Origin of the sequence: Stenotrophomonas pictorum JCM 9942 (genome assembly GCF_001431585.1) — a bacterium.
Classification (GTDB): domain Bacteria; phylum Pseudomonadota; class Gammaproteobacteria; order Xanthomonadales; family Xanthomonadaceae; genus Stenotrophomonas; species Stenotrophomonas pictorum.
In genome coordinates, this window is sequence record NZ_LLXS01000045.1 from 1 (window position 1) to 24,665 (window position 24,665).

Genomic DNA, 24,665 nt, shown 5'->3' on the forward strand with positions numbered 1-24,665 from the left:
TGGTTAATGGGGGGATTACCAGCCCAACGAAAGACGGTGCGCCGGTATCGGACAGTCGAGTGCGAAAGCGGTTCGTTCGGCAACTAAAAACAGCCGCATTGGCCCTTGAAGTGATGTTCCATTGGGCAAAACAGGAAGGAAATTTGTTGAACGCTTTCCTCGCGGGGGAGCGCTGTTGCATGTGGGCATGGGAGGGGGTACGCACGCGAGAGTTGATGAGCTACAGGGCAGCCATGTCGGCGTATGTTGACATCTGCAATTTGCACAACCAAATTTGCCACGCGTACTTCGTCAAATTGCAGCCATACTGCTTTGTCCGTGATGCGGTATCCAGCTATGCAGCCGAGAGTTCTTTGGTAGCTAACAAGGTGTTCGAACAGATCGGCTTGCTAGCTGAGGTTGGGGTGCTTCAGTTTCAACGTGCGCTAGGGGCTGATGATCCTGCTGCGGTAAACAATGCGGGTGTAGTGGCCGATGCAGTTGTGGCGCTGATCCAGAACAACCCGAGCTCCGGTTCCCCGCGTTTCGATGGGCACGCCATTGAGATTTCGCTAGCTTTGTTTCTGCTGCTCTCGACGGGGAAAGAAGGTGCAGCCAAGGCGTGGCTCTCGGAAATTGGCCACAGGTTGGTCTACAGTTTTCGTCGGTCCAAGGGATTCCCGATCGCGTCGGATTCGCTGGATGACCTCGTCGAATTCGACGCCGGACAATTGGACGAGGCCAAGGTGCAGAAGCTCCGTCACCTGAGCACACTCGTTCCGACCGTCCTGTACTGGTGTGCAATTTTTGGGCACAAGGAGCTGTACCACCTACTGCAATCCCTCCAGTCTGATGTGTTCGAAGACGTCTGCTTACAGTTGTGGTATCCGGATGAGGAGACGGATGCTTCTCTATACCGTGGGCCGGCGCAACGCGAATCCGGTACCACCGAAGCTCCCATCGTCTTCCCAGCTACCATCACAGAATTGGTACAGGCGAATCGGGACTTACTGGCGCAGAATACGGTGCCTGATCTTTCGTTCGCGTCTGCGGTCCGTCACGGATTTTTTGGTTTGGTGCTGATGGCATGCCGGCACTTTCGAACGCCGTTTCCTCCGCAGTTCTGGACGGCTTTCCTACTGCGTGGCCAAGATGCCGGAGCGACCGCAGAGCAGGCCGCTTCGGAGGAGAAGAGGGTCGGATCTGGATGACATTGCGACGAACTATTTCCCCTATTTTAAGTGGTGCTCCGAAGCGCGCGCTTGACCGAAAGCCGTCATTTCGCTACAGCACGACCGGTGCCAGTGGTTTGATGGCCTTTGATAGGTGCGCCTGCAGTTCCGGATCGGTGCAGTACACATAGCATCCCTTCATTCCTCTGGTCATCAGGGTGCGATAGGTGTTGCGGATGATCCGGTCCAGCCGCTTCCGAGTTTCTTCTCTGTCGCTCTGCACCATTTTTTTGTAGCCGCGAATCGAACGGTCCTGCTTCGAGCGGCCTGACGGGTCGGTTTGCACGGTGTGGTTCTGGAAAACCATGTCCGGGCCGATGATGACCCCGACATAATCCAGCTCGAGACCCTGGCAGGTGTGGATGCATCCCACCTCGTCGATGGACTCCGGGGCGATCAGCCAGAGGCTGCCGTCCTTGTCCAGATTCCACTGCCGCTGGTAGCCGAATTCCGGAATAACGATGTCGTAGGCCTCGGGCTTCTTCTTGCTCTCCCAGTCCCAGCAGTAGCCGGCAACGACGCGCGACCGGTTGTTGTGCCGGTTCTTCTCGGCGATCAGGGCATGCAGCTCGGTGGGGGAGTCGATGACCCGGAAATCGAAGTCGCCATGATCCAGCGAGGTGTTCGCGGTCTCGCGGATGCCCAAGGTGTTGTCGATCCATGCCAGATAGCCATCCGATCCGCTGCAGCGGAATTGCGATGCCAGTTCCAGCTCGGTGACGGAGGCGCCAAGCTCGTTGGCCCAGTGGCGGATTTCGTCGGAGTGGCCGATATCGGCCAAGGTGACCATCTGGTCATCATCGACAAACAGGATCGTGCATTTGGCGCTTTGTATCAGCTCCTTGACTTGGTTCTCGCCGAGGTTGCCGTACAGCCCGGAGTGCCGGTTCAGGCGATGCGCTTCGTCGACAACCAGTGCGTCGAAGGTGTCCGGGGCTGTCTCGATGAAGCCGCCGGAGCCGCTGAAGAGATTGCCGATCTCCACCTGCTTGAAGTTCCCGCGCAGCCTTTCCTTGTAGACCGCGCGGGGGGCTGCGTTCTTGGAGACGTATTTGGCAAGCAGGCCGAGTCTGGTCAGTTCCACGAGAAGGTTGATGGCAACCACTGATTTGCCGGTGCCGGGGCCGCCTTTGACGAGGACAACCTGTTTGGCGTCGGACGAAGCGGTACGGGCTGCCGCCAGTGCGGTTTCATAGACAAGCTTCTGCTCGTCGATGAGGATGAACTCGCGGCTGCCACGAAGCATTTTGACGAGACTGTCGGCCAGCATCTTGGAAGGGCGGATGCGCCCGTTCTCGATGCGGTAGAGAAGCTCGGCATTGTCGCCACGTTTGACATGCTGCTTGATGAAGCTCCGCAGCCTTTCCCGCTCCGTGTTTCCTTTCAGGAAGATCGGCGCCTTCTCGATGTAGGGAGCGTAATGGGGATGGGTGATGATGCCGTCATCGGTGTAGTTGTGCAGGTAGGCACAGGCCTTCAGGGAAACATCTCCCTCATGCACGGCCTCATTGAAGCCTTCAAGAAGCGCGGCGTAGGACCATGCCTGGTAGCAGGGGTGGGGGCCTTCGCTCTCTCGCGGGCCGCCGCGCTGGGCGACAACGATTCCGTCTTTGACCGAAAGCTTGGACGACGACCACTGCTTCAGCTCCACGATGATGAGGTGGGGTGTGCCGTCGGCCGTGCTTCCGGAGATAAGGAAGTCGATACGTTTGGAGGTCTGGGGGATGCCGAATTCGACGCCGATGCCTGTGTCGTCGGGAATTCCGTCATCCCGAAGGACCGAGGCCATCTCTTGCAGGGAGGAACGCCAGGCTCTGAGCTCAGCGTCGGGCGCATAGCGGCCGGTCTTGTCCAGATAGGTGCGGGCGATCTGGTACTCGATGCCGCGGTTTTCGATGTCCTTGATGAAACCGGATTTGTTGGCTTGATAAACGATCAACGCGCCTCCCCCTAAGGTCTGGTTGATTACAGCTTGTTGTACTTGTCGCTTTTTCCCCGTGCTGCGTCAGCTGGATACTTCAGCGCATTGAGTTCCAATTTTTTCCATGCTGCCTGGACCGGATCGATGCCCAGTTTGTCGGACAGCTGCAGCAGATAAAGAAGTACATCGGCCACTTCTTCGGTGACTTGACCGAGTTGGGCGCCGGAGAGATTCCTGCTCTGTTCTTCTGTCAGCCACTGGAAGGGCTCCAGTAGTTCGGCCGCTTCGACAGAGAGTGCGGCGGCCAGATTCTTGGGAGAGTGGAACTGTCCCCAGTCGCGGGCCTGCGCAAATTCGCGAAGTGCCTGCTGCAATGACTGTATCTCGGTATTCATAGGTAATGCCTGACGTTGTGCTGCCATCTTAAACCAGTAGTGATGAGACACCTGCCGGTGGTTGGGGATTTCAAGCGGGAGGCAGCGATATTTCGATGGCCCCGGAAGAACACAGTTTGATTTTCAGGGCTGATCCCCTCCAAACGCTGCAACCGCCACCGCAGCCACCGCCACCTTGCGGGCCCGGGGTTTCGCCGGTTCGGCGTCCGCCCATCAGATCCATGCCTGCGAGGATGAGCTGACCGGTCGGTAATTGCGTATAACTGGCGGCGCGTCCTTGGAAGGAACCTTATGGCCCGTCTATTTCCCCAGTTTTCCGCATGCCGGTTTGATACGCCGGGCGAGCGCCGCCTGGCCGAGCGCCTGCAGCGCAAGCTGGAAGACGACTATCTGGTGTGGTGCAACGTGCCGGTGGGGCCGAAGGCGGTCTATCCGGATTTCATCGTGCTACATCCCAGTCGGGGCCTGCTGGTGCTGGAGGTCAAGGATTGGCGGGTGGAAACGGTACAGGCCATGGATCGCACGCAGGCGCAGATCCATGTCGGCGGCGGCATCAAGAAAGTGGTGAATCCGCAGCTGCAGGCGCGGCAGTATGTGCTCAGCGTAACCAGCTTGCTGGAAAAAGACCCCGCCTTGAAGCAGGCCGCCAACACGCCTTATGCCGGCAGGCTCTGCATGCCATACGGCTGGGGTGCAGTGCTTACCCGCATCACGCGCAAGCAGTTCAACGAGGCCGGCTGGGGCGAGGTGCTGGACCCGCAGCGGGTCATCTGTTCGGATGAAATGACCGAGAGCGTGGAGGCGGAGGATTTCCAGCAGCGGCTTTGGGACATGTTCACCCAGGTGTTCCACTGCCAGTTGAGCCTGCCGCAGATTGACCGGGTACGCGGGCATCTGTTTCCCGAGCTGCGTGTCAATCACATGCCGGGTCAGTTCGGCCTGTTTTCCCCCGAGCAGGATGTGTTGCCTGATCTGATGAAGGTGATGGACCTGCAGCAGGAGCAGTTGGCCCGTTCGCTGGGAGAAGGCCACCGGGTGATCCATGGGGTGGCGGGCAGCGGCAAGACCATGATTCTGGCCTATCGCAGTCTGCATATCGCGCAGGCGGTACCCAAGCCTGTGCTGATACTCTGCTTCAACCGTTCACTGGCCGCGCGATTGCGGCAGATCATCAACGAGCGGGGTGGTGGGGGGCGGGTGGTGGTGCATCACTTCCATGGCTGGTGCGGGGAGATGCTCACCAGCTACCACCTGTCCAAGCCGGCTTATGGGATGGATTTCGACACGCGCAACGAGCAGATGGTGTCCACGCTTATAAATGGAGTGGAGCAGGGGCGTGTGCCACGTTCGCAGTACGCGGCGATTCTGATCGATGAGGGGCACGACTTTGAGCCGGACTGGTTCCAGCTGGTGGTGCAGATGCTCGATCCGGCATCCGATTCGTTGCTGGTGCTGTATGACGATGCGCAGTCGATCTATCGCCCGGGGCCGAAACGGCGTGCTTTCAGTTTTTCCAGTGTCGGTATCCGGGCGCAGGGGCGCACCACCATCCTTCGCCTGAATTACCGCAACACCGCGCAGGTGCTGGCAGTGGCGCGGGCCTTCGCACAGGAGCTGCTCAATGCGCGGGATGCCGATGAGGATGGTGTGCCGCAGGTGTTGCCGGAAAGTGCAGGGCGCCATGGACCATATCCGGAGTTGCGCCAATGCGCTCACACTGGTGAGGAAATGCGTGAGCTGGTGTTGGCGTTGCAGCAGGCGGCCGAAGAAAGGAAAAGCTGGTCGGACATGGCGGTGATCTACCGCACCAATTATCAGGCCAAGGCGTTGGAGCAGATTCTGCAACGGGCCGCGATTCCCTTCACCTCGGCGCTCAGTACCCAAGGGCGCGATGCGCTGTTTGCCAGCGGCGACACGGTGAAGCTGGTGAGCATGCATTCCAGCAAAGGCCTTGAGTTTCCGCTGGTGCTGATTCCTGGCCTCGGCCAGTTGCCATTGCATAACGCCGAGCCGGCGGAAGAGGCGCGGCTGCTGTATGTGGCGATGACCCGTGCACTGGAGCGGCTGATTTTGCTCAGTGATCGCCCTTCCGATTTCAGCCAGCGGCTGGCGACGGCGATCACCCATGCACGCGGTGCGCTTGAGGGGGCGCTGGTTGGATAACGTGTACCGGCTTGCCTTCTGATCGAAGGTCCAAGCACGCGCTGCAACCGCTACCGTCGCCGCATGGCCTCCTACACATGGGAAGGTGGGCAGAGCCGGCCATGCTTGCCCGCACGCAAGGGGCCGGGGGAATCGGCTCCGCCATTATTTCCAGGAAAGTTCTGTTGAAAAAGACGCTGTGGACCACTGTCGCCGGATGTGTTGGTTGAAGACGTGGTGCAGGTAGAGAACACCTGGAAGGAGCGGCTGCAGACGCGCGCGCCCAATGGTTTGAACGACAATTAGATCGCCGCAACGCAAAGCCCCGCATGACAGGGCTCTGGGTTTTTTAATCCGGTTGCATTGAGGCTGGGGCCGTCGAGAACGGGCCGGCACTTTGCCTCAGTCGTGGGTGAGCGGCTGCATGCCTTCGTGATCGAAGGTTGCCTGGTAGGTGTTGATCGCGGCCACCAGTTCCGGCATGCCTTCGGCCGAGGCGGGGTTTTCGCGCAGGTGCGCGCCGGCAGTGAGCATCCGGGTGATCAGCACATGCAGGGCGGCATCGGGCTCGGGGGCCAGTTTGCAGTGGGCGAACATGTACTGGACGTTGCTGTCGATCACATCGGCGAGGGCGGCGGCGTCGGCGGCCTGCAGCCGCGCGTCATGGAAAGCGGGCAGGTTCTTCAGTACCTCGGCATGGATGCGGCCCATGGCGGTACGCAGCGGCTCGTCGGTTTGCCAGCGCTGGCCTTCGGCCAGTACCGGGGCGGGGGCGGATGCGGCGGCATGGGCGTGGCTGGAGCTGGCGGGCGCTGCGGTGCTTGCTTCAGCGGCGGTGTCGGCGGCCGGGGCGTGATCATTGCCGGCGGTACAGGCGGTCACGGCAAGGGCCAGCGCAAGGGCGGTGGCGGGGACATGGAGGGAGCGCATCTTCATGGTCGTGGCATCGGTTCAGGCGTACCCCAACCGTAGCAAGCAGGCATCGCCCGCGAGGTGACATGTATCAAGGTGGAGCGGGGGGCTACCGTTCTTGTGACAGTGGGAAGGTTGCGACTGATGGTCCAAGGCCACCCGGTGCCGCTGCATAGGGGAGTTGGGCCGGGCGGTCGCGACTGATGGCCCGAGGCCACCCGGCGTCGCTCCTGCAGGGAGCGTGGGGCGTGGTTTGTGTCGCTGCAGCATGGCCTCCGGCACATGGGCTTGTGGGCAAAGCTGGCTATGCTTGCCTGCACGCGAGGGGCCGGGGGAATCGGCTCCGCCACCCTTTACCAGGAGAGTTCTGTTGAAAAAGACGCTGTTGACCACCGCCACCTTGCTGGCCCTGGGGATTGCCGGTTCGGCGTCCGCCGGCCAGGACCACGCCTGCGTGGATGACGCATGCACGGTGCAAACCCTGTTTGCCGCCACCGAGGCCGGCAGTGCCACCGCAGGCGCCAGCATCGCCGCGCCGCGCATGGGCAACTGGGGCATCGACACGGCCGGCATGGACACCAGTGCCAAGCCGGGCGATGACTATTTCGCCTACGTCAACGGCAACTGGGCCAAGAACACCCCGATCCCGTCGGACAAGTCCAGCTTTGGCGCGTTCCTGGCGCTGCGCGACCTGTCCGAGGCGCGCGTGCACCAGCTGCTGGAAGGCTATGCGCTGGGCAACCCGGCCACCGATGGCGACAGCGCCAAGATCGCCGCGCTGTACCGTGGCTTCCTGGACGAGGCCGCCGCCGAAAAGGCCGGCGCTGAACCGCTGAAGCCGATGCTGGCCGAGATCCGCGCGGCCAAGGACAAGTCGGCCATCGCCGCGCTGATGGGTCGCAGCAATGCCGGTTTCGGCGCCACGCTGTTCGGCCTTGGCGTCTCCGACGACCAGCGCGACCCGGAGCATTACACGCTGTATATGGGCCAGTCCGGCCTGGGCCTGGGCGACCGCCAGATGTATCTGGACGAGAAGTTCGCCCCGCAGCGCGCGCGCTATGTGGCCTATATCGAGCAGCTGCTGACCCTGGCCGGCTGGGACAAGCCGGCTGACGCGGCGGCGAAGATCATGGCGATGGAAACCGAGGTGGCCAAGGGCCACTGGACCCGCGCCGAGAGCCGTGACCGCGACAAGACCTACAACCGGCTGACCCGCGCCGAGCTGGCCGCGCAGGCGCCGCAGGTGGACTGGAACGTGCTGTTCGACGCTGCCGGTGTTGGCCAAGCCGAGAGCGTGGTGCTGCGCCAGAACACCGCCATTCCGGCGCTGGCCAAGGTGTTTGCCGCCACCGACCTGGACACGCTCAAGGCGTGGCTGGCGTTCCACACCACCGATGACGCGGCCGGTCTGCTGTCGAAGAACTTCGTCGATGCCGAGTACGAGTTCCGCGCCAAGTTCCTGTCCGGCCAGCCGGAGCCCAAGCCGCGCTGGAAGAACGCGGTCAGCTACAGCGAAGGCATCATGGGCGAGGCCATCGGCCGCGATTTCGTCAAGCTGTACTTCCCGGCCGATGCCAAGGCCAAGATGGACGCGCTGGTTTCCAACGTGAAGCTGGCGATGGGCGCGCGCCTGGACACGCTGGCCTGGATGAGCCCGGCCACCAAGGCCGAGGCCCACGCCAAGCTCAAGGGCTTCGGCCTGAAGATCGGCCACCCGGAACAGTGGCGCGACTACAGCGCGCTGGAAGTGCGCAACGGCGACATCGTCGGCAACGCGCTGCGCGCCCGTGCCTTCGAGTGGGATTACCGCCGCGCCCGCCTGGGCCAGAAGGTCGACAAGAACGAGTGGGGCATGACCCCGCAGACGGTCAATGCGTACTACAACTCGGTCAAGAACGAGATCGTGTTTCCGGCCGCGATCCTGCAGCCGCCGTTCTTCGATCCGTCCGCCGACCCGGCGGTGAACTACGGTGGCATCGGCGGCGTGATCGGCCACGAGATCATCCACGGTTTCGACGACCAGGGCCGCAAGTCCGACGGGGCCGGCGTGCTGCGTGACTGGTGGACCGCCGAAGACGCGGCCAAGTTCGAGGCGCAGGCCGCCAAGCTGGGCGCGCAGTACGAGGCGTTCGAGTTCCCGCAGCTGCCGGGCATGAAGATCAACGCCCGCGTGGCGATGGGCGAGAACATCGGCGATCTGGGTGGCCTGACCATCGCGCTGGAAGCCTACCGCCGCTCGCTGGACGGCAAGCCGGCGCCGGTGATTGACGGCTTCACTGGCGAGCAGCGCTTCTTCATGGGCTGGGCGCAGGTATGGCGCACGCTGTGGCGCGACGACGCACTGCGCCAGCAGCTGGTCAACGGCACGCATTCGCCGGGCCACATCCGCGCTTTCGCCCCGCTGCGCAACATCGATGCGTGGTACGACGCGTTCAACGTGAAGGCCGGCGACAAGCAGTACATCGCCCCGGAAGACCGCGTGCGCATCTGGTAATCGACAGGTGTGAGTGTTGCAACAGCAAGGGCCCTTCGGGGCCCTTGCTGTTGGTGGCCCCTCTTTAAACGACCATCGCGAAGGCGCGTAGCCCGGCGTCTTCACCCCGGTTTTCCCGCGCGCAGGCCAGTGTGGGCCTCCCATTAACACACGGAGCATCGGTGCGGCCCCGGCCGCCAGGATGAAAGAATCACTATGAGCAAGATTGCACCCCGGGTACATACCGACCAGGCCACCATCGAGCGCCTGAAGGATCTGCAGGCCGCGCTGGATGCTGAGCTGGTGGTGGAGCTGCACCTGCGCGGGGGCGCGACACTGACCGGGACGGTGGTCGAGCGCCCGTCGATACTGCAGTTCCTGGATGAAGGCGGCAATGAAGGCACCAACGGCGTGCTGCCGCTGGATACCGGCGGAAAAAGCGTGCAGCGGGTCTGGCTGGACGAGGTGGAGCATTTCCAGCGGCTGGGGACGTGCTGATCGCCCCGCGGGTTCTTCCCATGGCGTGCCGGTGGATGCCTGCTGTCGGGCCCGGTTGCACGGCGATGGCGGAACGGCAGCTGCAGCGGAGCGGGACCGGTCCCTTTGCTGAATCCGCATACATCAATGTCAGGCGGACATGAGCGCTACGGCTTCGGCAAAGGCATGGCATTAACCCCGGCGGTGCGAGGCTGCACCCGGAGCGTTCCTGCTCCATCCGAGGAAAATCCAATGAACCGGGCGAAAACGAGTCGATGGCTGTTGTTGGCGCTGTTGCCGCTGGGCGTCAGCACCGCCTTTGCCGGCGAGGACAAGAATCCGCCGACGGAACATGACAAGACCCACGCGGAATCGCATCAGCCGGGCAGTGATACCTGGATCACCACCAAGGTGAAGGCCGACCTGTTGGCGACGGAAAACGTGCCGGGGTTGGAGATCACGGTCGAAACGGTCAATGGCACGGTGATGCTCAGCGGCACGGTGAACCACCAGAGCGAGAAGGATCGCGCCATTGCGGTGGCACGCGGCATCAAGGGCGTCAAACAGGTCGATGCCGACAAGCTGCGCGTAGTGGCCAAACCGGAACGCTAGCAGGCACGGAACATCCAATGACAGCAGCGGCCGCGATGCCGCTGTTGCCAGCGTCACCCGAAACGGCACTGCATGGGCGGTGCCGTTTTCTGTTGCGGATCGGGCTCAGCCCTTGCGGCGCAGCCAGAAGTAGATCGGCAGGCCGGCGATGACCAGCACGCCGCCCCAGGCCAGCGCTTCGCTGCCGACGCCGACGATGGCGTAGCCGCTGAAGGCCAGTGCGCCGGCGGCGGCGATCCGCGAGCCGGTGCCGGTACCGCGCCACAGCCAGGCGGCCGAGCCGGCCAGGTAGGGCAGCAGGGTGGCGGCGGTGGACAGCAGCACCGAGAACTTGAACAGGTCCACCAGCGAGCGGTTGTAGTTGCAGATCACCAGCACGGTGGCCAGCAGGCAGCTGATGATGACGCCGAAGGCCGGTGCGCCGCGGCGGTTCTCGCGGGCGAAGGCGCGCGGCAGCACGCCGTCGCGGGCGGCGGCCATCGGCAGCTGGGCCGAGAGCAGGGTCCAGCCGTTGAGCGCACCGACGCAGGAGATGGCCATTACCACGGCCAGCAACATGCCGGCGGTCGGGCCCCACAGCGCGGCGGCGGCATCGGCCATCGGCGCGCCGGAGTGGGCCAGCACATCGGCCGGCAGCAGGCCGATCACGGTGGTGCAGGCCAGCACGGTGGCGATACCGGCGATGGCGGTGCCGGCCACGGTGGCGCGGGCCACGGTGCGCGGGGCGTCATCGACCGAGTCGGCCGGCACGGTGGCCGCTTCCAGGCCGATCATCGCCCACAGGGTCAGGGCGACGGTGGCGCCGGCCACGGCGCCCAGCGACTGCCCGCTGGGGTTGAAAGGCACGTAATGGCCGGTGTCGACAAACCACAGCGCCACCAGCCCGAACAGCAGCAGCGGCACCACTTTCAGCACGGTGGTCAGTAGCTGCAGGCGGCCGGCCTCGCGCACGCCCAGCAGGTTGACCCCAGCGCACAGCCACAGCGCGACCAGCCCGCAGGCCGCCGCCCGTACCGGGGTGGCGGTCAGGGCGGGGAAGATGGCGCCGACGCTGCCGGCGAAGGCCACGGCGATGGCGGCGATGGCGCACCACATCGAGATCCAGTAGCTCCAGGCCACCATGAAGCCGGGCAGCTCGCCGAAGGCGTTGCGGGCGAACACGTAGGGGCCGCCGGTCTGCGGCCAGCGTTTGGCCAGCCGGGCGAAGGTGACGGCCAGCAGCAGCGCGCCGCACAGGGTGATGGCCCAGCCGATCAGGGTGGCGGCGCCATACGGGGCCAGGGTGGCGGGCAGCAGGAAGGTGCCCGAGCCGATCATGCTGCCGACCACCAGCGCGGTGGCGGACCAGAAGCCCAGGGGGCGGCGAGAGTTAGTCATAGGAATACGGCAACGGCATGGGCCACTCCGGCGCAGCCAGGGGCGGCGGACGGGCGGGAGAAGAAGGAGCGGCGGCCGCCAGGGCCGGAACGCGGAGGGGGCGAATTATGACGGTTCAGCGCCCGGGCCGCGACGGGCCGGCCCGGCGTGACCTTTGGCCCTTTCCTGGGGAGCGTTCTGGATCGACGCTGGCCACCTCGTCCACCGTATGGATACCCCCGATGAACTTCCGCCCTCTGGCGTATGCCGTCTCACTGTCGCTGGCCACCGCGCTGACGGCGTGCTCGCCGTCTTCGCCGCCGGCCGCGGGCGATGCCACCACCCAGGCGCCGCAGGCCGACAAGGCCGCGCAGCTGAACCAGCTGTATGCCGACTACTGGGAAGGCGTGCTCAAACTGAACCCGCTGCAGGCCACGTTCCAGGGCGACAACCGCTACAACGACCAGCTGCCGAACTTCGCCTCGGCCGAGTTCCGCCAGCAGAGCCATGATTTCAGCACCGAGTGGCTGGGCAAGGTGGAGAAGCTCGGCGATGCCGGGCTGTCCGGGCAGGACCTGCTCAGCTACCGGATCTTCGTCGAGGAGCAGAAGCAGTCGCTGGAAGGGGAGAAGTTCCCGACCTGGATGATGCCGGTCAACCAGATGGGCTCGACCGTGAGCTATGCGGTGATGCTGGGTTCGGGCCAGGTGGCGCAGCCGTTCAAGACGGTGAAGGACTACGACAACTGGCTGGCGCGTGCCGGCCGCATCCCGCTGGTGCTGGAGACCGAAATCGGCAACATGCGCGAGGGCATGAAGGCCGGCGTGGTGCAGCCGCGCGTGCTGATGGAAAAGGTGGTGCCGCAATTCGACGAGATCCTCACCGCCAAGCCCGAGGACAGCCAGTTCTGGGGGCCGATCAAGGCCATGCCGGCCGATTTCCCCCAGGCCGACAAGGACCGCCTGACCGCGGCCTACCGCACGCTGATCGCCGATCAGCTGATGCCGGCGATCAAAAAGCAGCGTGACTTCATCGCCAACGAGTACCTGCCGGCCACCCGCGACACCGTGGGCCTGGATGCACTGCCCGAGGGCAAGGCGTGGTACGCCTTCAACGCCAAGGAGAGCACCACCACCGCGCAGACGCCGGAGCAGATCCACGCCATCGGCCTGTCCGAAGTGGCGCGCATCCATGCCGAGATCAACCAGGTGATGGCGCAGGTGGGCTTCAAGGGCTCGCTGCAGGACTTCTTCAAGTTCATGCAGAACGACAAGCAGTTCGAGTTCAAGTCCGAGCAGGCGCTGCTGGAGCACTACCGCGGGCTGGAAGCCAAGGTCAACGCCAACGTCGGCAAGCTGTTCTCGCTCACGCCCAAGGCCGGCTTCGAGATCCGTCCGGTGGAGGCGTTCCGTGCCAAGTCGGCGGCCGGTGGGTCGTACATGACGCCGAGCGAGGACGGTACCCGTCCGGGCATTTTCTACGTCAACACCTATGATCTGCCCACGCGCAAGACCTGGGACGCCGAAGACCTGTTCCTGCACGAGGCCATTCCCGGCCACCACTTCCAGCTGGCGTTGCAGCAGGAACTGAAGGACGTGCCGGCGTTCCGCCGCTTCGGCGGTGAGACCGCCTTCATCGAGGGCTGGGGCCTGTATGCCGAAAGCCTGGGCAAGGATCTGGGTGTGTATACCGATCCGTACAGCTACTTCGGCCGCCTGCAGGGCGAGCTGTGGCGCGCGGTGCGGCTGGTGGTCGATACCGGCCTGCATTCGAAGAACTGGAGCCGCCAGCAGGTGCTGGACTACATGTTCGCCAACTCCTCGGTGAGCGAGCCGGACGCAATTGCCGAAGCCGAGCGTTATATCGCCTGGCCGGGCCAGGCGCTGGCCTACAAGACCGGCGAGCTGAAGATCCAAGAGCTGCGCAAACGTGCCGAGCAGAAGCTGGGCGACAAGTTCGACATCCGCCAGTTCCATGCTGAAGTGCTGAAGGACGGCTCGGTGCCGCTGGATGTGCTGGACGAGAAGATCAATACGTGGATTGCTGAAAAGTCCAAGTAATCTGCGGTGGAGTGACCTGGCAAGGGCATCGCCAAGGCGGTGCCCTTGCCGTTTGTGGCGCACCGGCACGCGCGGCGACGGAGTGTTCCAGTCACGCCGGCGCCGATGGCATCGCGCCATGGCACAGTGCTGCGCTGTTTCCCCTTCCCCTGTGAGGGTGCGTACCGGTCGTTGCCGGATGCGTGCCCCTGTTACCGATGATGACCCTGATTGTTTCCCTGATCCTGCCGTTGATGGCGCTGTGGCTGTGGTGGCCCGTGCACTTCCTGTCCCAGCGCCAGCGGCGCTGGCATATCGGCCCCAGCCTAGCCCTGGCGCTGCTGGGGCTGGCGTTTGCCACGCTGTGGCGGCTGGATGTGTTCGCCTACGCGGTGGAGGCATGGATCCAGCTGGTGTTCGGCTGGGTGCTGGTGATGTTCATCCTGCTGCTGGTGTTCCTGCTGCTGCGCGAGGCCGGCTGGCTGCTGACGCGGCTGTTCCCACGCCAGGCTGCGCTGGCCACGCTGTGGCATGGGCGTGGGCTGAACCAGGGCGCGGCGGCGGTGATCGTGCTGCTGGCGACACTGGGCATCGGCAATGGATTGAAGCCGCCGGCGGTGCAGGAGCGCGAACTGGTGGTGCCGAACCTGCCGGTGGAGATGGACGGGCTGCGGGTGGCGGTGCTGGCCGATCTGCATATCAGCCCGGTCAAGCGCGGCTGGCGCACCGAGCGCATCGTGGCGGCGACGCTGGCGGTCAAGCCCGACCTGATCGTGCTGCCCGGTGACATGGTCGATGGCGAAGTGGAGGACACCGCGCCATTTGTCACCGCGCTGGCCGATCTGCAGGCGCCCTATGGCGTGTGGCTGGCGCCGGGCAACCACGAGTACTACCACGGCTATGCGCGCTGGATGGCGCACTTCCGGCAGATGGGCCTGGGCGTGCTGGAGAACCAGACCGCGACGCTGGACATCCATGGCCGGACGCTGGCGCTGTCGGGCGTGGGGGATCTGGCCGCGCTGCGGGCCTCGCCCTACATGCACGGCGGATTGGCGCCGGATCTGCCGGCGGTGGTGGCCGCGGCCCGTGGCAGTGATGTGCACGTGCTGTTGGCCCACCAGCCCAAGCAGGCGCGCGCCGCGGCGGCAACCGGCGCGGTGGATCTGCAGATCTCCGGACATACCCACGGCGGCCACATGCCCGGCTTCGATCGCTGGGTCGTGGCACCGTTCAACCACGGCTACGTGCGTGGCGAGTACCGGGTGCAGGACATGACCCTGTTCGTCAGCAGCGGCGCGGGGCAGTGGGACGGTTTCAGTGCGCGGCTGGGCGTGCCGTCGCGGATCGAGGTGCTGGTGCTGCGGCGCGCGGCGCAGGCCCGCGCGCACTGAGCCGAGCGCTGGGACTGCCGTCAGCTGTCGCTGGTGTTGTCCGGGTCCATGCTGTCGGGCATCAGTTTCGGAATCGTGCTGACCACCGCCAGCGCCGCCACGGTGGTGGCCACGGCCACCATCTGCATGCCCATGCCGGCGGCCATGCCGATGGCGGCGGTCATCCAGATGCCGGCGGCGGTGGTCAGGCCCTGTACGCGTTCTTCCTTGTCCAGCTTGAGGATGGCGCCGGCGCCAAGAAAGCCGATGCCCGAGACAATGCCCTGCATCACCCGGGTGACATCGCCGGTGGAAGCGCCGGCCTGCAGCGGCGCCAGCACAAACAGCGCCGAACCCAGGCTGACCAGGATATGGGTCTTCAGCCCGGCCGCACGGCCCTTGCTTTCGCGCTCCAGCCCCAGCGCGCCACCGAGCACGATGGCGGTGAGCAGGCGCGAGACGATGACCGTCAACGTGCCCAGGTCCGGAATGGCGAATTCGGCGCCCAGTGCCTGGCCGATCTGTGAAGCGATACCCATCTGCGTGTTCCTGCCGGAAGTGCCGGCCGCGATGGTGCCATGGTCGCCGCGAAGAGGGTTTCATCACAGCGCCGGCGTGGCGCCGGCCGGGGCTGGCGTTGCCAACGAATCGAAGCGGTGCGGGCCAGTGCCGGTTGGCGGGCCGTCTTGTGCGGCAAAACTCGGCGGTTCTGTTGACGGGAAAAGGAAACGGCCCCGAAGGGGCCGTTTTCCGTCGTATCACTGCCGGTTCAGAGCGTGATCTGCTGGAAATTCTCGACCCGGGTGTGGCCGTGGGTGGCGTCGCCGGTGCGCGGCATCGGGTAGTCGGACAGGCGGTCCAGCAGCACGGTCTGCAGACCGGCCTCGCGGGCGGCATCCAGTTCCTCGACGATATCCGACAGGAACAGGATGTCCTTCGGTTCAATGCCGATCGCCTCGGCGATACGGGCATAGCTGGCGGTTTCGCGCTTGCCGCCGATCTCGGTGTCGAAATTGCCGGAGAACAGGCCGTTGAGGTCGCCGGCATCGGAGAAGCCGAAGAACAGTTTCTGCGCCGGCACCGAGCCGGAGGAATAGACGTACAGCGGCAGCCCGGCAGCCTGCCAGCCGCGCAGCACCGCGGCCACTTCCGGATACAGGTGGGCGGTGTAGTCGCCGTTGCGGTAGCCGACCTCCCAGATCATGCCCTGCAGCGCCTTGAGCGCGGTGTGCTTGCGGTCCTGGTCGATCCAGCCCTGCAGGGTTTCAGCGATGACCTCGTCCTGGCAGGCGCCGGCTGCGATTTCGGTGGCCACCGCGTCGAGCCAGCGACGCACATCCGGCTGCTGGCCGTGTTCGCGGACGAAGCCGGGCAGGGCGGCGCGGGCGTAGGGGAACAGCACTTCCTTGACGAAGGAGATGCTCGAGGTGGTGCCCTCGATGTCGGTGAGGATGGCGCGTGGCTGGGACATGCGGAAAGTCTTCAAGGCAGGGGCGGCGGCCACGCAGCGGTGACCGCGCGGGATCAGGCGGCGCTGGCTTCGTAACGCGGGAAGCGCTGGGCGATGTCGGTGCCGGTGAAATGGCCGACCCAGCCGTCCGGCTCGGTGAAGAAGCGGATCGCGGCGAAGCTGGGCTCCTCGCCCATATCGAACCAGTGGGTGACGCCGTCTGGAACCGAGATCAGATCGTCCTTGACACACTCCACCTCGTAGACCTTGTCACCCACGTGCAGGGTGAACAGGCCCGAGCCGGCGACGAAGAAACGCACTTCGTCTTCCTTGTGGTAGTGCTCGTCAAGGAACTTGGCGCGGATCTCGGCGCGGTTGGGGTTGTCCGGTGCGATCGAGGCCACGTCCACGCTCTTGAAGCCGTGCGCGGCGACCAGACGGTCGATGTCCTCGCGGTAGGCGGCGAACACTTCCTCCTGGCTGGCGCCCGGGGTGACCGGGTGTTTGGCCTGCCAGCGTTCGAAGGTGACACCGATCTTCTCCAGTTCGGCGGCGATGACCGCGCCGTCGCGGCTGTCCAGCAGCGGGGTGTCCGGGGTGGTGTCGTTGAAAATGCGCAGTCGGCTCATGGCGATGGACTCGACGGGGGGAGGGGGAGCGTAGCAGGCACGTGCCGGTGCGGCGGCGTGCCGTGCGGAAGAGATCAGGCGTTGCCGCGCAGTTTGCGCAGCTCCAGTTCGCAGTGCAGCAGGAACTCGAAGGCTTCCAGATGGCGGCGTGCCTCGGCCATATCGCGGCCCCACGCATACAGTCCGTGGCCGTCGATCAGGTAGCCCCACATCGGCCCCTTGTCGAGTTCGGCTTCCACCTGCGCGGCCAGCACGTCCATGTCCTGGGTGTTGGGAAACACCTTCAGGTCGACGGTGGTTTCGTGGGTGGAGTTGCCGTGCAGGGCCTTGAGCAGCTCGTACCCGTCCAGGCGGATATGGCCTTGAGGGGCGAACAGGCGCGAGGCGATGGTCTGCACCGGCGAGTGGGTATGCAGCACGCAGCCCACGTCCGCGAAACGGGCGTAGAGCTGGGTGTGCAGCAGGGTTTCGGCCGAGGGCCGCAGCGGCCGGCCGACGGCCTTGCCGGCGAAGTCCACGACCATGATGTCGCTCTCGATCAGGCGGCCCTTGTCCTTGCCGGACACGGTGATGGCCGCGTGCTGGTCATCGAGCCGGTGCGAGAAGTTGCTGCTGGTGGCGGGCGTCCAGCCGGCCTGGGCCAGTTCGCGGACGTTGTCGATCAGCAGCTGGGCCAGTTCACTCAGCCGCTGGGTGTCGTAGGGGGCGGAAGGCGCGTTCATGGCCGGCATTCTAGCAACTGCCGGAGCAATCCATTCCTTTATCCGGATGGAACGTATGGGTTTGCCCGGCGCGGGTGCGCAGGCTCAGGCAAGCGGCTGTGCGTCATGCAGGAACGGCAGGCCAGCCATTCTCGCGGCAACGCCGCCGGAGGGGGCGCGCATGGATGGGCGCCATGAAAAAGCCCGGGCGCTGGCGCACCCGGGCGGTATCCATGGCACGGCAGTGACCGGATCAGCCGCCCTTGCCGGTGTTCTCGGCGTGGAGCTTGCTGTGACGGATGCCGTAGAGGAAATAGATGAGGAAACCGGCGGCGGTCCACACGCCCATCAGCATCCAGTTGTGGGCGGTCATGGCGGTGAGCAGGGCGATGCAGCTGATCACGCCCAGGCTGCATACCAGCCATGCCATCGGGATACGGAATGGGCGCGGCAGGTCCGGCTGGGTGCGGCGCAGCACCAGCACGCCGGCGCAGACCGCGGCGAAGGCGATCAGTGTGCCCATCGAGGTCAGCTCGCCGAGGATGTCCAGCGGGAACAGCGCCGCCAGCAGCGCGATGCCGATACCGGTGATGACGGTGTTGATGTGCGGGGTGCGGTACTTGGGGTGGATCCGGGTGAACACCGGCGGCAGCAGGCCGTCGCGGCCCATGATCATGAAGATGCGCGGCTGGCCGATCACCATCACCAACACCACCGAGGCCAAACCGATCAGCGCGCCGACCTCGACGATGATGCGCAGCCAGCTCAGCTGCGGATGCGCGGCCACCGCGGTCACCACCGGCTCAGCGGTGCCCAGCAGCGTGTACGGCACCAGTCCGGTCATCACCGCGGCCATGGCGATGTACAGCACGGTGCACACCACCAGCGACAGCAGCATGCCGATAGGCATGTCGCGCTGCGGCCGGTGCGATTCCTGCGCGGCCACCGAGACGGCCTCGAAGCCGATGTAGGCGAAGAACACCATCGCCGCGCCACGCAGCACGCCCTCGAAACCGTACTTGCCCGGGCCCTCGTTGGCGGGAATGAACGGGGTCCAGTTGGAGGTGTCCACGTATTTCCAGCCGGCGAAGATCACCAGCAGGATCAGGCCGGTCTTGAGGATGACCATGCCCATGTTCATGGCCGAGGATTTGCGGATGCCGACGTAGCACAGCCAGGTCAGCAACAGCACCAGCACGGCGGCCGGGAGGTTGGCGATGGCACCGGTGGGCTTGAGCTGCGCGTCCAGCGGGGCGTTGACCAGCGCGGCCGGCAGGTGGATGTCGAAATGGCTGAGAAAGCTGAGGAAATAGCCGGTCCAGCTGACGGCCACCGCCGAGGCGGAGACGCCGTATTCCAGTACCAGCATCCAGCCGATGAACCAGGCCGACAGCTCGCCGAAAGTCGCGTAGGTATAGGTGTAGGCGCTGCCGGAGACCGGCACCATCGAGGCGAACTCGGCGTAGGCCAGGGCGCAGAACGCGCAGCAGATGGCCGCCAGCAGGAAGGACAGCATGATCGCCGGGCCGGCATGGTTGGCCGCGGCGGTACCGGTGATGACGAAAATGCCGCCGCCGATCACCGCGCCGATGCCCAGTGCGGTCAGACCCCACGGGCCCAGGGTGCGGCGCAGGCTCAGGCCTTCGGCCTCCTTGTGTGCGGCGTGCGGATGCTTGGTGGCCCACAGTTGCTTGAACATGGTTCGGGTCTTCGCTGGTCGGTGCGCGGTGGCCGCGCAAGAAAGCCGGCGCACAGCGCGCCGGTCGTCAGTGGGAAATCAGGCGCGCTTGTTGAGCTTGCTGTGGCGCATGCCGTAGCCCAGGTAGATGGCCACGCCCAGCACGTTCCACAGCACGAACACCAGCCAGTGCGCGGCGAAGGCCATGGCGAACAGGCCCAAGCAGATCAGCGCGCCGGCCGGGGCGATGAACCACACCGCCGGCACGCGGAACGAGCGCGGCATATCCGGTTTGGTCCGGCGCAGCACCAGAATGCCGATGCACACTGTGGCGAACGCCAGCAGGGTGCCCATCGCCACCAGTTCGCCGAGCACGCTCAGCGGCACCAGTCCGGCCAGGGCGGCGGCGATGACGCCGACGATCACCGTGCTCAGGTGCGGGGTGCGGTACTTCGCATGGACCTTGCCGAAGATCGACGGCAGCAGGCCGTCGCGGGAGATGGTGTAGGCCACGCGGGTCTGGCCCATCATCATCACCAGGATCACCGAGGACAGGCCGGCGATGGCGCCGATCTCGACCCAGGTCTTGAGCCAGGTCAGCTTGGCGTAGGTTTCCAGCGCGGTGACCACCGGCTTGTCGGTGCCCAGCTGGGTGTATGGCAACAGGCCGGTCAGCACCGCGCAGACGATGATGTAGATCACCGTGCACACCGCCAGCGAGCCGAGCAGGCCGATCGGCATGTTGCGCTGCGGATCACGGGTTTCGCCTGCGGCGGTGGAGACCGCGTCGAAGCCGATGTAGGCGAAGAACACGATCGAGGCGGCGCGGAACACGCCGGTCCAGCCGAACTCGCCGAAGGTGCCGGTGTTTTCCGGAATGAACGGGGTCCAGTTGGCCGGGTCCACGTACATCGCGCCGAAGCCGACGAACAGGCAGATCACGGTGACCTTGATCGCCACGATGATCGCGTTGACGAAGGTGGACTGGGTGACACCCACGTACAGCAGGCCGGCGATCGCCGCCACGATCAGCACCGCCGGCAGGTTGAACAGTTTGCCGGAGGCGATGAACTGGCCGTCTTCCCAGACCACGGGCGCGGCGGTCAGTGCATCGGGGAAAGGCAGGTTCAAGGTGGTGGTGAGGAAGCTGATCATGTACGCCGACCAGCCCACCGCCACCGAGGCCGAGGCGAACAGGTACTCCAGCACCAGGCACCAGCCGATGAACCAGGCCATGCCTTCGCCCAGGGTGGCGTAGGAATAGGCGCTGCCGGAGACCGGGATCATCGCGGCGAACTCGGCGTAGCACAGGCCAGCGAAGGCGCAGGCCAGCCCGGCCAGCACGAAGGACAGCATGATTGCCGGACCGGCATGGTTGGCCGCGGCCTGGCCGGTGACGACAAAGATGCCGGCGCCGATCACCGCGCCCATGCCCAGCAGGATCAGGTGCCGGGCGGTGAGGGTGCGCTTGAGTGTGGCTTCGCCTTGCAGGCTGCCTTCGACCGGTTCCCCGGCATCGACATGTGCGGCCGGTTCGACCGGCTTGACCCTCAACAGTGTTTTCAGCATTCCGCGTAATTCCCGAGCGATGTGTTGGCCCGAACACCACAGGTGACGGGGCCGTTGTGTTGTGTCTCAAACTGAATGACAGGCAACCGCACTACCTTGCCAAACGCCGCCAGACTCGACAAGCGCAGGTGCAACATGGATGGCGATAATGACCGCCGGAGTGAAACGTCTGGATGTGCTTGCAGTCATGCATGAGCAGGATCAACGGTTGCGGGGGGCGTTGGAGGACTATGCGCGGCGCTGGCCGGAGCAGACGGCCCTCGCGCGGAAATTTGTGGCCCTGCTCGACGCCGGTGGAGTGGACCCGTTCACCCGCCAGCGTCTGGCCGGTCACTTCACCGGCAGCGCGTGGCTGGTCAGTGGCGATGGCCGGCGCGTGCTGTTGACCCATCACCGCAAGCTGCGGCGCTGGCTGCAACCGGGCGGTCATGCCGAGGGCGACCATGACCTGGCGGCGGTGGCGCTGCGCGAGGCGCAGGAGGAGTCGGGGGTGGCCGGGCTGGTGTTGGCCTCGGTGGAAATCCATGACCTGGACCGGCACTGGATTCCCGCGCGCGGCGAGGTGCCGGGGCATTGGCATTACGACGTGCGCTATGTGGTGATGGCGGGTGGTTCGGAGGAATTCCTGGTCAGTGACGAGTCGCTGGCGCTGGCCTGGCGCCCGGTGGCCGAGATCGCCGAAGCGGATGACGAATCGATACGGCGCATGGCGCAGCGGTGGCTGGCGCGGATGCGGGGAGCGTCTTCCGACGGGTGATCCTGGAGCTGTCCGGGCCTCTGGCGCCGTCGTTATGGCGGCCGGAATGTGCGCGGCGGCGGTTGCCGCCACCGCGGGTCCGGTCGTCGGTTCAATAGAGGATGCGGGTGCGCAGCGTGCCCGGGATCGCGGCCAGGTCCTCGCGGATCGCCGCAGCCTGTTCCTCGGTCGCGCTGATGTCGATCACCACGTAGCCGACCTTGGGGTCGGTACGCAGGAACTGGCCGTCGATGTTGAGGTTGTGGCGCGAAAAGATCTCGTTGATCTTGGACAGCACCCCGGGCACGTTGCGGTGGATGTGCAGCAGGCGCAGGCTCTGCTCGTGCTCGGGCAGGGTCACTTCCGGGAAGTTGACCGCCGACAGGGTGGAGCCGTTGTCGCTGTAGCGCACCAGCTTGGCGGCCACCTCGATGCCGATGTTGTCCTGTGCCTCGAGCGTAGAGCCGCCCACATGCGGGGTCAGGATCACATTGTCGTGCGCGGTCAGCGGCGATTCGAACAGGTCGCCATTGCCCTTGGGTTCGACCGGGAACACGTCCACCGCAGCGCCGCCCAGATGGCCCGAGCGCAGCGCGGCGTCCAGCGCGTCGATATCGACCACGGTGCCGCGGGCGGCGTTGATCAGGTGCGCACCGGGCTTCATCCTGGCCAGCTGCGCGGCGCCGATCATCCACTGCGTGGAGGCGTTCTCCGGCACGTGCAGGGTGACCACGTCGGCACGGGCCAGCAGGTCGTCCAGACCGGCGGCCGGATGTGCGTTGCCCAGCGACAGCTTGCTTTCGATGTCGTGGAAGATGACGTGCATGCCCAGCGCCTCGGCCAGCACGCCGACCTGGGTGCCGATGTGGCCGTAGCCGATGATGCCCAGGGTCTTGCCGCGCACCTCGTGGCTGCCGGTGGCCGACTTGGACCAGCCACCGCGGTGGCATTGGGCATTCTTCTGCGGGATGCCACGGGTGAGCATGATCGCTTCGGCGATGACCAGCTCGGCCACCGAACGGGTGTTGGAGTAGGGCGCGTTGAAGACCGGAATGCCGGCCAGTTCGGCCGCTTCCAGATCCACCTGGTTGGTGCCGATGCAGAAACAGCCCACCGCGATCAGGCGCTTGGCATGGGCCAGCACCTCGGCGCTGAGATGGGTGCGCGAGCGGATGCCGATGATGTGCGCCTCGGCGATACGCGCCTTCAGCTCGTCCTCGGGCAGCGACTTGCTGTGCAGCTCGATCTGCGAATAGCCGGCGGCCTTGAAGGTGTCCACGGCGGTCGGACTGACCCCCTCGAGCAACAAAACGCGGATGTCCTGCTTCGGGAACGAGGTCTTCTTGGGCGACATGTCGGGCACGAGGGCAACGGTGGCTGGGCCGTCACTATGCCAGAACCGCACCGCGTTTGGTGCACTGCGCAAGAAGGCAAGGCATTGAAGCTAAAAGGTTTCATGTGAATGTAATTGTCCGCTTGCGGACGTGGCGCCGGTGCGCTGGACGGCGCCCAGCGGGACTGGCACGCTTGCCGGTCTTCACGTCGCCCCAAACACCGTCATGACCGATCCACGTCTGGAATTCCTGTTGCAGTCCTGTCCCCATCTGCGTCTGAAAACCGGGCCGGGCGATCTGGAGCACTACGGGCGCGACTGGACCCGGCGCTGGACACCGGCGCCGCTGGCCATCGCGCTGCCGGGCAATGTCGAGGAAGTGCAGGCGGTCGTGCGCTGGGCGAACACGCACAAGGTGGCGCTGGTGCCCTCCGGCGGCCGTACCGGCCTTTCCGGCGGCGCGGTGGCGGCCAATGGCGAGCTGGTACTGAGCCTGGAGCGGATGAACAAGGCGCTGGCCTTCGATGCGGTGGACCGCACGCTGACCGTGCAGGCCGGCATGCCGCTGGAGGCCCTGCACAACGCCGCCCGCGAACACGGTCTGATCTATCCGGTGGATTTCGCCGCGCGCGGCTCCTGCTCGATCGGCGGCAATATCGCCACCAACGCCGGCGGCATCCGTGTGATCCGCTATGGCAATACCCGCGAGTGGATCGCCGGGCTGAAGGTGGTGGCCGCCAATGGCGAGCTGCTGGAACTCAACAAGGGCTTGATCAAGAACTCCAGCGGTTACGACTTCCGCCAGCTCATGATCGGCTCGGAAGGCACGCTGGGAATCGTGGTCGAGGCGACGGTGAAGCTCACCGATCCGCCGCCGGCGACCAACGTGATGCTGCTGGCACTGCCCTCGTTCGAGGTGCTGATGCAGGTGTTTTCCGCATTCCGCGAGCGGCTGCAGCTGGAGGCGTTCGAGTTCTTCACCGATCTGGCGGTCAAGCACGTCACCGCGCATGGCGCGCAGTATCCGTTCCAGGAGATCCACCCGCATTACGTGGTCACCGAGTACGCCTCGGCCGACGAGGCCGGTGAGGCCGCCGCGCTGGCCGCGTTCGAGCACTGCATGGAGCAGGGCTGGGTGCTGGACGGTGTGATCAGCGCCAGCGAGGCCCAGGCCCAGCAGTTGTGGCGGCTGCGCGAGGGCATCACCGAGGCGGTGGCGCGCTACAAGCCGTACAAAAACGACGTGTCGGTACGGATTTCGGCCATGCCGGCGTTCCTGGCCGAGACCCAGGCGCTGATCAGCGGCGCCTACCCGCACTTCGAGGTGGTGTGGTTCGGCCATATCGGCGACGGCAACCTGCATATCAACGTGCTCAAGCCCGATGACACCTCCGATGCCGAGTTCCTGGCGCAGTGCGAGCAGGTGACCAAACTGCTGGCGCAGGTATTGCATTGCTATGACGGCAGCATCTCGGCCGAACATGGGATCGGTCTGGTCAAGAAGGCGTATCTGTCCAGCACCCGCGACGCCGCCGAGATCGCGCTGATGCGCGCGGTGAAGCGTGCGTTCGATCCCAATGGCCTGATGAATCCGGGCAAGGTGTTCGACCTGTAAGCCGTCTGCGGCTACGCTTGCCGCCTTTCCACCCCACGTTGACCTG

The 24,665-nt window shown here is 65.1% G+C and carries 20 protein-coding genes; 9 read left to right on the forward strand and 11 right to left on the reverse strand.

Annotated features, from left to right (window positions below; translation table 11 throughout):
- The coding region (locus ARC78_RS13140) for a hypothetical protein (protein WP_206742680.1) at positions 1 to 1,190 on the forward strand (1,190 nt) is incomplete at its 5' end.
- A gap of 73 nt (positions 1,191 to 1,263) precedes the next feature.
- On the opposite strand, the gene ARC78_RS13145 is transcribed toward ARC78_RS13140, so the two are convergent.
- Both ARC78_RS13145 and ARC78_RS13150 read right to left on the reverse strand, forming a co-directional pair.
- Complete coding sequence (locus tag ARC78_RS13145; RefSeq protein WP_054658349.1) at positions 1,264 to 3,150, reverse strand: DUF2075 domain-containing protein; 1,887 nt, start codon at positions 3,148 to 3,150, stop codon at positions 1,264 to 1,266.
- Positions 3,151 to 3,176: 26 nt separating this feature from the next.
- Entirely contained in the window at positions 3,177 to 3,527 is a 351-nt protein-coding gene (locus tag ARC78_RS13150; RefSeq protein WP_054658351.1) for a nucleotide pyrophosphohydrolase, read from the reverse strand.
- Positions 3,528 to 3,818: 291 nt separating this feature from the next.
- Between ARC78_RS13150 and ARC78_RS13155 the strand changes: the two genes are divergently transcribed.
- Positions 3,819 to 5,690 (forward strand): DEAD/DEAH box helicase, encoded by a 1,872-nt coding sequence (locus ARC78_RS13155; protein WP_054658353.1) that lies wholly within the window; start codon positions 3,819 to 3,821, stop codon positions 5,688 to 5,690.
- Positions 5,691 to 6,071: 381 nt separating this feature from the next.
- On the opposite strand, the gene ARC78_RS13160 is transcribed toward ARC78_RS13155, so the two are convergent.
- On the reverse strand, positions 6,072 to 6,605 hold the full coding sequence (locus ARC78_RS13160) for a hypothetical protein (protein WP_057506467.1): 534 nt from the start codon (positions 6,603 to 6,605) through the stop codon (positions 6,072 to 6,074).
- Positions 6,606 to 6,951: 346 nt separating this feature from the next.
- Between ARC78_RS13160 and ARC78_RS13165 the strand changes: the two genes are divergently transcribed.
- The 3 genes from ARC78_RS13165 (at position 6,952) to ARC78_RS13175 (ending at position 10,143) form a co-directional block, all read left to right on the forward strand.
- A complete protein-coding gene (locus tag ARC78_RS13165; protein WP_054658357.1) occupies positions 6,952 to 9,075 on the forward strand; it encodes a M13 family metallopeptidase in 2,124 nt (707 codons plus the stop codon).
- 195 nt (positions 9,076 to 9,270) lie between these two features.
- Positions 9,271 to 9,552, forward strand: coding sequence for a DUF3247 family protein (locus ARC78_RS13170; RefSeq protein ID WP_054658359.1), 282 nt, complete (start codon positions 9,271 to 9,273; stop codon positions 9,550 to 9,552).
- A 231-nt stretch (positions 9,553 to 9,783) separates the two neighbouring features.
- Positions 9,784 to 10,143, forward strand: a complete 360-nt coding sequence (locus ARC78_RS13175) for a BON domain-containing protein (RefSeq protein WP_054658361.1) — start codon at positions 9,784 to 9,786, stop codon at positions 10,141 to 10,143.
- A 105-nt stretch (positions 10,144 to 10,248) separates the two neighbouring features.
- Here ARC78_RS13175 and ARC78_RS13180 read toward each other — a convergent pair whose 3' ends face one another.
- Positions 10,249 to 11,520 (reverse strand): amino acid permease, encoded by a 1,272-nt coding sequence (locus tag ARC78_RS13180; protein ID WP_057506468.1) that lies wholly within the window; start codon positions 11,518 to 11,520, stop codon positions 10,249 to 10,251.
- A 212-nt stretch (positions 11,521 to 11,732) separates the two neighbouring features.
- Here ARC78_RS13180 and ARC78_RS13185 point away from each other — a divergent pair, with 212 nt between their 5' ends.
- On the forward strand, positions 11,733 to 13,559 hold the full coding sequence (locus ARC78_RS13185; RefSeq protein ID WP_057506506.1) for a DUF885 domain-containing protein: 1,827 nt from the start codon (positions 11,733 to 11,735) through the stop codon (positions 13,557 to 13,559).
- Between the two features lie 200 nt (positions 13,560 to 13,759).
- Positions 13,760 to 14,929 carry a metallophosphoesterase gene (locus ARC78_RS13190; protein WP_057506507.1) on the forward strand — a complete coding sequence of 390 codons (1,170 nt, stop codon included), beginning with the start codon at positions 13,760 to 13,762 and terminating at the stop codon, positions 14,927 to 14,929.
- A gap of 20 nt (positions 14,930 to 14,949) precedes the next feature.
- On the opposite strand, the gene ARC78_RS13195 is transcribed toward ARC78_RS13190, so the two are convergent.
- The 6 genes from ARC78_RS13195 to ARC78_RS13220 form a co-directional block, all read right to left on the reverse strand.
- Positions 14,950 to 15,447, reverse strand: coding sequence for an MgtC/SapB family protein (locus ARC78_RS13195; RefSeq protein WP_054658310.1), 498 nt, complete (start codon positions 15,445 to 15,447; stop codon positions 14,950 to 14,952).
- A gap of 230 nt (positions 15,448 to 15,677) precedes the next feature.
- Entirely contained in the window at positions 15,678 to 16,379 is a 702-nt protein-coding gene (gene mtnC / locus ARC78_RS13200; RefSeq protein WP_054658309.1) for an acireductone synthase, read from the reverse strand.
- A 53-nt stretch (positions 16,380 to 16,432) separates the two neighbouring features.
- On the reverse strand, positions 16,433 to 16,987 hold the full coding sequence (locus ARC78_RS13205) for a 1,2-dihydroxy-3-keto-5-methylthiopentene dioxygenase (RefSeq protein ID WP_054658307.1): 555 nt from the start codon (positions 16,985 to 16,987) through the stop codon (positions 16,433 to 16,435).
- A 74-nt stretch (positions 16,988 to 17,061) separates the two neighbouring features.
- The gene (locus tag ARC78_RS13210) at positions 17,062 to 17,709 is read right to left on the reverse strand and encodes a methylthioribulose 1-phosphate dehydratase (protein ID WP_054658305.1); all 648 of its coding nucleotides are present in this window, start codon (positions 17,707 to 17,709) and stop codon (positions 17,062 to 17,064) included.
- Positions 17,710 to 17,941: 232 nt separating this feature from the next.
- The gene (locus tag ARC78_RS13215) at positions 17,942 to 19,387 is read right to left on the reverse strand and encodes an amino acid permease (RefSeq protein ID WP_054658303.1); all 1,446 of its coding nucleotides are present in this window, start codon (positions 19,385 to 19,387) and stop codon (positions 17,942 to 17,944) included.
- Between the two features lie 78 nt (positions 19,388 to 19,465).
- Positions 19,466 to 20,935: an amino acid permease gene (locus ARC78_RS13220; protein WP_054658301.1), complete on the reverse strand. Its 1,470-nt coding sequence runs from the start codon at positions 20,933 to 20,935 to the stop codon at positions 19,466 to 19,468.
- A 187-nt stretch (positions 20,936 to 21,122) separates the two neighbouring features.
- On the opposite strand from ARC78_RS13220, the gene ARC78_RS13225 reads away from it, so the two are divergent.
- On the forward strand, positions 21,123 to 21,692 hold the full coding sequence (locus tag ARC78_RS13225) for an NUDIX hydrolase (protein WP_054658312.1): 570 nt from the start codon (positions 21,123 to 21,125) through the stop codon (positions 21,690 to 21,692).
- A gap of 91 nt (positions 21,693 to 21,783) precedes the next feature.
- Here the strand turns inward: ARC78_RS13225 and serA are convergent, their stop codons facing one another.
- Positions 21,784 to 23,025: a phosphoglycerate dehydrogenase gene (serA, locus tag ARC78_RS13230; protein ID WP_054658300.1), complete on the reverse strand. Its 1,242-nt coding sequence runs from the start codon at positions 23,023 to 23,025 to the stop codon at positions 21,784 to 21,786.
- Positions 23,026 to 23,230: 205 nt separating this feature from the next.
- Between serA and ARC78_RS13235 the strand changes: the two genes are divergently transcribed.
- A complete protein-coding gene (locus ARC78_RS13235) occupies positions 23,231 to 24,619 on the forward strand; it encodes an FAD-binding oxidoreductase (protein WP_054658299.1) in 1,389 nt (462 codons plus the stop codon).
- The last annotated feature ends 46 nt before the right edge of the window (positions 24,620 to 24,665 follow it).